We start from the raw sequence: 1,181 nt of genomic DNA, 5'->3' as shown, positions 1-1,181 counted from the left end.
GCTTTACGACGACCTGGTTTTTTACGTTCAACCATACGTGCATCACGAGTTAAGAATCCTTCTTTTTTCAACGCTGGACGGTTCTCTGCATTTGCTTCGCACAATGCACGAGAGATTGCCATACGAACAGCTTCAGCTTGTCCAGCAATACCACCACCACTTACGTTTACTTTAAGATCGTATTGACCAGCCGTGCTTGTTGTATTGAACGGTTGATTTAAGATAATTTGAAGAATTTCTGAAGGGAAGTATTCCTTCAAACCTTTTCCATTTATAGAAACTTCACCATTTCCCGCTTTCATATAGATACGAGCTACGGCTGTTTTTCTTCTACCTACTGCGTTGATAACTTGCATTTGTATATAGAAATTTGAAAATATTCTGAGATTAATAAAGAATTCTGATATCGGGAAATTGATTGAATGTTATTTGAGAAAAGTTAGCTTTTAAAATCAAAAAGATAACTAATGACCAATAACAAATTTATCAATTAAGCCAATTCGATTGTTTTTGGTGATTGAGCGGCGTGTGGGTGCTCAGAACCTGCATATACATAAAGATTTGTATATAAACGACGTCCTAAACGACCTTTCGGCAACATACCTTTTACAGCCATTTCAACTACACGACGGCCATCTTTAGCCAAAATTTCACGTGGAGTTGCGAAACGCTGTCCACCTGGATGACCTGTGTGACGGATATAAACTTTGTCAGTCATTTTCTTACCAGTCAAACGGATTTTCTCAGCATTGATAACAATCACGTTGTCACCACAATCTACATGAGGAGTATAGTTTGTTTTGTTCTTACCACGAATAATATTCGCGATTTGGCTACACAAGCGGCCCAATACTTTGTCGGTAGCATCAACAACTACCCATTCTTTATTTACAGTTTGGCTGTTTGCCGCAACTGTCTTGTAACTTAAATGCTTCACTGTTTTTATTTATTTTAAATGTTCGATACGCCATTTTACTGGCGATTTGAAAAAAGCATTTGTCAACTATTTTCAGCTTTCATTCCCAACGATTACGGCTGCTTTTCGATGACCTTTTTCAGAAAGTTATGGGGTGCTGAAACAACACTTAGCCAACTCCGGAACAGTTAACTTCCCTAACTTGATAGCTCCCTCGAACAAACGGGCTACGCTACGAGGGTGGTATTTTGGGGCTGCAAAATTA

2 protein-coding genes are annotated in these 1,181 nt (G+C 38.8%); both read right to left on the bottom strand.

The genetic code is table 11. The features are described 5' to 3' along the window. A partial coding sequence (rpsI, locus tag A6M55_RS09815; RefSeq protein WP_064197438.1) for a 30S ribosomal protein S9 occupies positions 1 to 356 on the bottom strand: 356 nt, incomplete at its 3' end. A gap of 134 nt (positions 357 to 490) precedes the next feature. Beyond that, positions 491 to 937: a 50S ribosomal protein L13 gene (gene rplM / locus A6M55_RS09810; protein WP_015028229.1), complete on the bottom strand. Its 447-nt coding sequence runs from the start codon at positions 935 to 937 to the stop codon at positions 491 to 493. Positions 938 to 1,181: the final 244 nt, after the last annotated feature.

The sequence above is a fragment of the Emticicia sp. MM genome (genome assembly GCF_001649495.1).
The sequence above is the reverse complement of the archived record's forward strand: the minus strand, read 5'-3'. Positions and strand labels throughout refer to the sequence as shown.